At 39.2% G+C, this 9,440-nt stretch carries 8 protein-coding genes; all 8 read right to left on the reverse strand.

What is annotated here, in order from left to right; all coding sequences use genetic code 11:
• Positions 1 to 767 (reverse strand): 4-hydroxyphenylacetate 3-hydroxylase family protein (locus DCC39_RS17945; protein ID WP_240613691.1); only part of this gene is annotated, 767 nt, incomplete at its 3' end.
• A gap of 400 nt (positions 768 to 1,167) precedes the next feature.
• Entirely contained in the window at positions 1,168 to 2,625 is a 1,458-nt protein-coding gene (locus DCC39_RS17950; RefSeq protein ID WP_116556260.1) for an aldehyde dehydrogenase family protein, read from the reverse strand.
• Positions 2,626 to 2,785: 160 nt separating this feature from the next.
• Positions 2,786 to 4,207, reverse strand: a complete 1,422-nt coding sequence (lpdA, locus tag DCC39_RS17955; RefSeq protein WP_116556261.1) for a dihydrolipoyl dehydrogenase — start codon at positions 4,205 to 4,207, stop codon at positions 2,786 to 2,788.
• On the reverse strand, positions 4,207 to 5,460 hold the full coding sequence (locus tag DCC39_RS17960) for a dihydrolipoamide acetyltransferase family protein (protein WP_116556262.1): 1,254 nt from the start codon (positions 5,458 to 5,460) through the stop codon (positions 4,207 to 4,209). Before DCC39_RS17960 ends, lpdA begins: the two co-directional genes overlap by 1 nt.
• 18 nt (positions 5,461 to 5,478) lie before the next feature.
• Positions 5,479 to 6,459 carry an alpha-ketoacid dehydrogenase subunit beta gene (locus tag DCC39_RS17965; protein ID WP_116556263.1) on the reverse strand — a complete coding sequence of 327 codons (981 nt, stop codon included), beginning with the start codon at positions 6,457 to 6,459 and terminating at the stop codon, positions 5,479 to 5,481.
• A 1-nt stretch (position 6,460) separates the two neighbouring features.
• Complete coding sequence (gene pdhA / locus DCC39_RS17970) at positions 6,461 to 7,525, reverse strand: pyruvate dehydrogenase (acetyl-transferring) E1 component subunit alpha (protein ID WP_116556264.1); 1,065 nt, start codon at positions 7,523 to 7,525, stop codon at positions 6,461 to 6,463.
• Positions 7,526 to 7,552: 27 nt separating this feature from the next.
• Entirely contained in the window at positions 7,553 to 8,836 is a 1,284-nt protein-coding gene (locus DCC39_RS17975) for a TRAP transporter large permease (protein WP_240613692.1), read from the reverse strand.
• Between the two features lies 1 nt (position 8,837).
• Entirely contained in the window at positions 8,838 to 9,353 is a 516-nt protein-coding gene (locus DCC39_RS17980; RefSeq protein ID WP_116556266.1) for a TRAP transporter small permease, read from the reverse strand.
• Between the last annotated feature and the right edge of the window lie 87 nt (positions 9,354 to 9,440).

A 9,440-nucleotide genomic window follows, 5' to 3' on the forward strand; every position in this document is an offset into this window, starting at 1 on the left:
TTCTCTTGAACCGGTGGGATTTTATCAACGCCATTTGCTTCAGCTATCTTTCGGGCTAGTCCAATCACAAATTTTAATTTGTTTACAAACCGGGTCTGTGCTTGGTTATTCCCTAAGCGATGAGCTGGGGTTTCATGAAATTGCGCTTGCAATAATTTAATGTCTTTATAGACAAAAACATGTTCCCATGGAATAAATACATCATCAAATACGATTAATGCGTCACTCTCATCATAGCGAGTGGACAATGGATAATCATAAACACTTGGCTTGCCTACCGCAAAACTTGGACGTGTATATAGTTTGAGGCCTGGCGCGTCTAACGGAACAACAAACGAAAGTGCATGATCCTCGTCTCCTGGACGAAGCGGAGTAATCACACTGACAAACAGATAATTCGACACCGCTGCACCCGTTCCAAGCATATGCGAACCGCGAACAATAATCCCATCGTCTCTTTCTTCATAGACACCAGTCGCCAAGTATTTTTCTTCTAACTCATGCGCCGCTTTGCTTCGGTCGATTTGAGGAGGGATAATCACGTACGAAACATAAGCATCTGTGTCTCTCACATGCTTATAAAAGTTGACGACGTTTTCTCCAAACCTTTCCCCGCCACGGGCAAACACTTCCGGCATGCTTGCAAATCCTGCTAAAAAGCCTGCCACGTGATCCGGTGAACGTCCCACCATTCCGTATGTCGCTTGCGACCATTTGCTGATTGCTTCACGACGTTCCCTTAAATCCTCTCTGCTCTTTGGAATCATATAAATTTTATTTGCGATCGTTNATTCCCTCTTAATGATTCAATATACTCTGAACCGCTTCTGACCAAAATTCTCACCTCTTCTATTAAAAATCATTCTGTCATCATTAAGTCCTTTCAAATAAAAAAACTAATTTGGACTCTGTATACATAATATCAAATTCAGAATTCAAAGGTCAATAATTTTCTGATTAAATATATTTGAATACCTCCTCTTTACCCCCTTTAATCTAGTATTCATCCCTCTAAAGACGAAAAACAATCAAGAATTTCTAATCACTATTAACCTATTAAAAAGTTAAACTCCTCCGAAAAATCACCTAAATAAATTAGGTGGTTTTTCGGGAATCTGAACGTGAAATAAACACTTATACGTTTTTTATAATTACAAAGTTACTAAGCTAGAAGTCAGTCTCAAAATGAATATGTTTTGTTTCGCAATATTCATTCAAGCCATCTATACCTCGTGTTCTCCCTAAACCGCTTTGTTTATAACCGCCAAACTCAAGTTCCGGAAAATTTTTGTTATAAGTATTAATCCATACAGTTCCTGCTTGGACTCTACGAGAAAATTTAAGTGCACGATTAACATTTGTTGTCCATACGCCGGCTGACAAACCATAATCACTGTCATTTGCTAATTCTAATGCTTCTTCATCAGTTGAAAATGTTTGGATAGCTAGCACAGGACCAAATATCTCTTCTTTAATAATTTTACAGTCAGCGGCAAGATCAGTAATAATTGTCGGTGCATAAAAATTGCCTTTGTCATAGTCTGAGCCTTGTAATCGATAGCCGCCAGTTATAATGTTTCCTTGTTCCCTGCCGATGGCTACAAATTGTTCCACAGATTGGATTTGGCTGTCTGAGATGAGTGGTCCCATGTCTACGTTTTCCGATAATCCATTTCCTACTACTAAGTTTTCCGCATATTGTTTTAGCTTGTTAACAACCTCAGCTGCAATAGAATGATGAACGAGTAACCTTGAACCCGCCATACAAATCTGTCCAGCAGAAATAAATATAGATTTGCCAATCAAAGGAATAGCCTTTTCAAGATCCGCATCTTCAAATAATATATTTGGCGATTTACCACCTAATTCTAATGACACTTTTTTAATATTCGTCGTCGCTGACTTTAGAATGTTTCTCCCTGTTGACGTATCTCCGGTTAAACTAACCATTCCAATCTTCTCACTTTGTGCAATTGTTTCACCAACTTCGCTTCCAGAACCTGTAACAATGCTAACGATTCCTTTTGGAAAATGTGGTATTTCATCAATATATTTAACAATTTGAATTGAACTGAGTGGGGTTAAACTTGCAGGTTTGATAACAACCGCGTTACCGGCAGCTAAAGCCGGGGCAAGTTCTCTAATTAATAAAAGAATTGGCCAGTTCCACGGAGTTATTAGCCCAACAACGCCGATCGGTTCCTTTAGCACAATTCCGAGGTTAGTCGGTTCAACTTGCATACTTCTTCCAAAAACGGTCCGCGCCGCCCCTGCAAAATATTTGAGTGTATCGATACTGCCCGTAACTTCTAAATGCGATTCTTTTATCGTTTTTCCTTGCTCCATCGTTATTAATTTTGCCAATTCATCAAAGTTTTCTTCCATTTTCAGAGCAAGTGCCAATAATGCTTCATAGCGTTTTTTAGGAGCCATTCCCCAGTCAGATGTTTGGAATGTTTCGTTTGCCGATTCAATAGCTATTATTGTCTCTTTTCTAGAAACTTTCGGAGCTCTGCCGACGAGTTCGCCTGTCGCTGGATTGTAAGAATCTATCCATTCATTGGTAGAAGATAATTCCCACTTCCCACCAATATAGTTGTAATATTCATTGCTTGTCGATTCCATTCCTTATTCTCCTCCCTATACTCTTACGAACATCACTTAAATCCAATGTAAGACGGCTAAATTAAGAACCTATTCTTCCAATTTCTAATTAGTTATACAAGATACTGTACACACTATAAGGACGCAATATTGATGTTTCAAGATTCTTTATCTTTATTAATTATTTATTAATGGTATGGATCGAGAGTTTCATAGCGTTTTCTACCGCTTCCTGCATTACTTCCGATAATGTTGGATGAGGGTGAATGGTGAGAGCCAAGTCTTCAAGCTGTGTACCCATTTCAATGGCAAGAGCCGCTTCTGAAATTAAGTTGCTAACCTCAGGCCCAGCCATTTGTACGCCGATGATCATATTCGTTTCAGCATCAGCGACTACCTCGATGTACCCATCACTGTCGTTTAGAGAAAGGGCTCGTCCATTTGCTTTAAATGGACATTTCCCAGTAATAACTTGATACCCTTGTTCTTCCGCTTGTTTCTTCGACAATCCTACAACTGCTATTTCCGGATCGGTAAAAATGACAAAAGGAATGGTTTCTGTATCGATTGCAGAAGCTTTCCCAGCAATGATCTCCGCTGCTATTTTTCCTTCATACATTGCTTTATGAGCTAAGAGGGGCTCACCTGCTACATCACCAATCGCATAAATATGGTTTAAATTGGTTTGACACTTATTATTAATCGGAATGAAACCTTTATCATTTGTTTCTATTCCAACTTTCTCCAATCCCAAACCACTGGTATTCGGTTTTCTGCCTACGGCTACGAGAACTTTTTCTGCCGTAAAGGACTGCAACTCTCCCTTTACTTTAGCGGAAATTGTGATTTCCTTATCAGATCGTTTTTCCTCTTTTACGACCATGGCTTCTGTGATGACATTAATCCCCATTTTATTTAAATTTCGTTTCAGTACTTGTGTTAGGCTGTTATCAAACTGCGGCAAAATATCTGGTAAACCTTCTAAAATGGTTACCTCAGCCCCTAGCTTACGGTATATTGTTCCAATCTCTAGCCCAATATAACCGCCACCTACAACAAGAAGATGCTTTGGCACTTCATTTAATTCCAGAGCCTCTTTCGATGACAAAATATGTGTGCCATCAGGAGAGAAACCCGGTAATTCAACCGTTACAGAACCCGTCGCAATAATCGCATGCTGAAAATTATATAGCACAGTTTGATGTTCTGTCGCGACACGTATTTGATGTTCATTTGCAAACATCGCTTCTCCTTCAACAACGTTCACCTTATTTGCCTTACAAAGACCAGCGACTCCTTGAGTCAATAAATTTACGACTTTTTCTTGTTTCCATTTTTGTAAGGTTGGGAGATCGATAGACGCATCACTTATATTCATGCCCATTTCCGCCCATTTTTCGATTGTGGAGTACTGCTTTGCTACACTAATTAATGTTTTTGACGGAATGCAGCCTTCATTTAAGCACGTTCCTCCTAGTTTCTTTTTTTCTACTAAAAGTACTTCTTTTCCTAATTGAGCCGCCCGAATGGCTGCTGTGTATCCTGCTGGACCCCCGCCAATGACAACAACTTCAACTTCTTCCGTAAATTCACCGACAACCATTATCGCCCCTCCAATAATATGAAATCAGGATTTTCAAGGAGTTCTTTTAATTGTTCCATAAACCGTCCAACTGGTTCACCATCAATGATTCGATGGTCAAATGTGAAAGACGAACCCATCATCTTCCCAATCACAATTTCATCATTTACCACAATCGGCTTTTTCCTGATACTGTGTACTCCAAGAATCGCTACCTCCGGGTAGTTTATGATAGGAGTACCATACCAGCCACCTTTACCACCAGTACTAGAAATAGTAAAGGTGCTTCCAGTAAGCTCATTTGACTTCAACTTTCTCTGCCTTGCTCTTTCTGATTGATCTTGGATTTCTCCGGCAATTTCCAAAATCGATTTTTTATCTGCATGGCGAACGATTGGAACAACTAATCCTGCATCAGTCGCTGTTGCGATACCGATATGAATATAATTTTTATAAATGATTTCCATTTTTTCTTCGTCAACGGACGAATTAAAAATAGGATAATCCTTTAACACACAAGTCACTGCTTTAACAATAAACGAAAGATAGGTAAGCTTAATCCCTTTTCTTTCTGCATAAGGAAGCATTTGCTTTCTTAATTCAACGAGTCGATCGACATTGATTTCGTCTAAACCAGTACAATGCGTTGCAGTAAATTTTGATTTAACCATATTTTCAAAGATTGCCTTACGCATTCCACGAATCGGTTCTCTCGTTTCTTCTTCCACGTATTCAAAACCAGTTCGCTTTTCATCCGATTTAGGAACGGCAGGCGCAGATGCTTCTGTCTGATTTTTTGGCTGTTCGTTAAAGGCTCGTACATCATCTTCAGTGACTTTTCCTCCCTTTCCTGTTGGAGTAACCGCACTTATATCGATGCCAAGCTCCCTTGCCAATCGGCGGACAGACGGGGCAGCAACAACTTTTTTCTTACTTCCTTTCTTGTTAATCTCTTCCTTTTTTATATGAGCAGACGTTTTTTCTTCCTCGGCTTTCTCTTTTGCAGGAGGCAGCTCTTGGGAAAGGGAACTTGACGCTCCATGGTCAATAACAGCGAGTACCTCCCCTACATGAATCACTTCCCCAAGTTCAGCACCTAATTGTTTAATTGTACCTGTTACGGGAGATGAGATTTCTGCAACAGATTTATCTGTCTGTACTTCAACAAGATTATCATTTTCTTTTATTTGATCACCCGGTTTGACAAACCAATTTACAATTTCAACTTCATGTAAACCTTCTCCAATGTCTGGCAATTTAAATTCGTAGATCATGAAAAAACTCCTCTCCTTTTATTCAGCCATTACTTCCCTTATTCCTTTTGATATACGCTCTGCATTTGGAATCCAATCATCTTCTACCATCGTGACAGGGTAAGGTGTATTAAATCCTGTTACACGCATAATAGGAGCTTCAAGGTGGAACATCGCATGTTCATTAATTAAAGCAGAAACTTCCGCTCCAACACCCCCTGATTTGACAGCTTCATGAACGATTACAACTCGACCGGTTTTCTTGACAGAGTTCATAATCGTTTCGACATCCATTGGTACGATCGTCCGCAAATCGATGACTTCAACCGAAACTTGTCCTTCGTCTCTAAATTCCTCTGCCACTTTTTTCACTAAAGGTGTCGGTGCTCCCCATGTTATGATCGTTACATCTTCACCTTCCTGTACAATTTTCGCTTTCCCAATTTCTACAACATAATCTTCTTCTGGCACTTCTTCTTTAAACGCTCGGTAAAGCTTCATTGGCTCAAAGAATAGGACCGGATCCGGGTCACGAATTGCAGCGATGAGGAGACCCTTTGCATCATACGGTGAGCTTGGCATGACAACTTTTAGCCCAGGGGAATGCAAAAACAATCCTTCTAAACTATCCGAGTGAAGCTCAGGTGTTCTTACTCCTCCACCATACGGCGCTCTTACAACCATGGGTGCAGTAAACCGCCCCGCTGATCGAAATCGAATTCTAGCAGCTTGGGCAGCTAATTGATCCATTGCTTGATAAATAAAACCAAGAAACTGAATTTCGGCCACTGGCTTTAGCCCTCTAACTGCCATCCCTACAGAAGTTCCAATGATTGCCGATTCCGCTAATGGTGTATCTATGACTCTTTCTTCACCATAGATTGCCTGCAGACCGTCGGTTACTCGAAACACACCGCCGTTTTTTCCAATATCTTGTCCTAAACAAATGACAGAATCGTCACGTTCCATTTCTATTTTTAACGCGTGATTAACTGCTCCAACTATATTCATCATTGCCATTTTAAAAGATTCCTCCTTTACTAAAAGACGCCTTTTGTTCTTGTAAATCATTTGGAATGTCTGCATAAACAAGATCAAAGATATCCTCTATGGAACTTTTAGGTGTTGATTCCGCTATTTGTATTGCTTCGCTTATTTTATCATTGGCAATCGCAAGCTCTTTTTCTTCTAATTCATCGTTCCATAATCCTTGATCGGTTAAAAAGGCTTTCATTCTTTGGGTTGGATCTTTCTTCAACCAAACTTCAACCTCTTCTTGGTCCCGGTACTTTGTCGGATCGTCCGCGGTTGTATGAGGTCCTTGCCGGAATGTAACAGCTTCAATTAAAACCGGATAACCAGATTTGGCTTTTTCGATGGCTTCTTTCATAGTTTGGTAGACAGCCAAAACATCATTCCCGTCAACTTGAACACCGCTAATGCCATAAGCAAGTGCTTTTTGTGCGATTGAGTTACTCGCAGTTTGCTTTGAAAATGGTACACTGATTGCCCATTGGTTGTTTTGAACAAAGAAAATCACCGGCAACTTATTCACACCCGCAAAATTTAAAGCTTCATGAAAATCACCTTGTGACGTCGCTCCATCACCGAAATAAGCAACACTGACCGTTTTTTCTTTACGATATTTACTTGCAAACGCACTGCCCGTTGCATGAAGAGTCTGTGCAGCAATGATAATTTGTAAAGGCAATACGTTAACACCCTCAGGTCTAGAACCACCTTTGATGTGTCCCATTAAAGAAAGGTACATATCTGAAATTGGAATGCCTCGGACTAAAAAGACAGCTTGTTCTCGATAGCTCGGAAAAACCCAGTCACTTTTATCTAATGCTAATGCACTTCCAACTTGAGCGGCTTCCTGTCCTGCAAAAGAACCGGTCGTTCCAATTCTCCCTTGCCGTTGAAGTTTTAAAGACCGTTCATCATATACTCTTGAAAGGAGCATCCATTTATACATATTCACCATCGTATCATTATCAATGTTTGGCAAGTCGCCAATCGGCTTTCCTTTATCATCAAGAACCTTGACCATATTGTACGATAATTGACTTTGTTCAATCCACATTACATTACCCTCCTATAAAGACTGTATTTAAATGAGAATTAGACTAATTTGCGGTATAAAAGTGATTAGCAATAACGCGATGAAAAACGCGATGATAAATGGGACCGATTTCCGTGCGATAATCGTAATTGGAATGTTCGTCATCGTGCTAGCAATGTATAAGTTAGCCCCAACTGGTGGTGTAACAAAACCAATAGCCAAAGTAACAATCATAATCACACCAAAATGAATCGGGTCAACACCAACAGTCGTTACGATTGGTAAGAAAATTGGCGTTAAAATTAATATAGCCGCAAGCGTATCCATAATCATCCCAATAATGATTAAAAATAAAATGATAATTATCAGAATCATGGTTTTATTTGTAGTTACTGATGTTAGTCCTGACGCAACCGCTTGAGGTGCCCCCATTAATGTGAGTACTCGTCCAAAAACACCGGCAACCATAAAAATAAAAAGTGCTGGAACCATCATTTTTACCGTTTCCGCAACGAGTGGTAAAAAATTTTTAACATTGACTGTTCGATAAACAAAAACACTGATTACCAATGCATAAATAACTGAGACTACACCTGCTTCCGTAGGAGTAACGATTCCGCCATAAATTCCACCAAGAATGATAATCGGAGCCAATAATGCAAAAAATCCGTCCTTTATCGTGTTAAATAAGCCTATTTTTCTTCGCTCATTATATACATTCATGATTTTTTCTTTATTTTCACCCGTATTTTTACAATAAAAATAAGCGTATACCATCAGTGAAACACCGATCAATATTCCTGGAAATATACCGGCAATAAATAAATCCCCAATTGACTGATTCGAAGACATTCCATAAATAATAAACGGGATACTTGGAGGAATAATAACGCCTAATCCGCCCGAAGTGGCGATCATTGCTGTACTAAATTGCCGATCATAGCCTAGTTTTGTTAATATAGGAATGACCATCGCCCCGACTGCAGCCACAGTTGCCGGACTGGACCCGGAAATCGCACCATAAAATAAACATGTTGCAATTGCCGCAATCGGCATTCCAGCTGTACGATTACCAAAAATGTAAATAAAAATATTAAATAGCCGTTCAGACATTCCTCCTACCGCCATAATCGTTCCTGAAAGAATAAACATCGGAATAGCTAGCAACGGGTAGCTGTCCATAGAAGAAGCTAAATTTCGTACAATAAACGACAAATCGGATACTGTATCAGTTAAGTATACAGAAAGGATTGATACAAATCCTAAAGAAATCCCAATGGGTATAGTAAGCGCAAGTAAAATAAATAAAATAATAAATAGTAAAACAATCAATTTACACACCTCCTCCAATGTTTTCATTGTGATTTTGGAGAAGGGGTTGTTTGTATCTCAAGACCGAAATGTATTTCTGAATGATTCGAAAGACTGTTAAAGCAAAACCAACAGGTAGAGCTAAATATATAAACTTAAATGGAATACCCATTGCTGGACTTGTTTGCATCGTGCTCGCCAATGCATCGTATACATCAATACCACCAGCAATCATAAAAATGCTAAATATTAGGAAAGATAAGTCCCGGATAACAGCAAAGACAACTTGTACTTTCCGGCTGACAAATTCTAAAACGATATCGATTTTTAGATGAGAATCAATCTTTACCGCATAACTAATCCCAATAAATGCAACCCAAATAAATAAATACCGGCTAATTTCCTCTGGCCAAGATAACGAAGCATTTAACACATATCTCATGAATATTTGTGAACCCATAATAATAACGAGAACTAACAATCCAAATGACATGAAAAATATTTCTAAATTTTTGTCGAGCCATTTGACAACCTTCATATAATCACCCCCTATGAAATTATCGTATTGTCAAAAGTTTCTTTGTAAAAACTTGTTTTTCAGTTGATATTACGCGGTTAAACACAA

It is taken from the genome of Pueribacillus theae, assembly GCF_003097615.1.
Lineage (GTDB): Bacteria > Bacillota > Bacilli > Bacillales > UBA6769 > Pueribacillus > Pueribacillus theae.

Coding starts and splice junctions, on each gene's coding strand:
- DCC39_RS17950 (WP_116556260.1), bottom strand. CDS start 2,625: ATGGAATCGACAAGCAATGAATATTACAACTATATTGGTGGGAAGTGG.
- lpdA (WP_116556261.1), bottom strand. CDS start 4,207: ATGGTTGTCGGTGAATTTACGGAAGAAGTTGAAGTTGTTGTCATTGGC.
- DCC39_RS17960 (WP_116556262.1), bottom strand. CDS start 5,460: ATGATCTACGAATTTAAATTGCCAGACATTGGAGAAGGTTTACATGAA.
- DCC39_RS17965 (WP_116556263.1), bottom strand. CDS start 6,459: ATGGCAATGATGAATATAGTTGGAGCAGTTAATCACGCGTTAAAAATA.
- pdhA (WP_116556264.1), bottom strand. CDS start 7,525: ATGTGGATTGAACAAAGTCAATTATCGTACAATATGGTCAAGGTTCTT.
- DCC39_RS17980 (WP_116556266.1), bottom strand. CDS start 9,353: ATGAAGGTTGTCAAATGGCTCGACAAAAATTTAGAAATATTTTTCATG.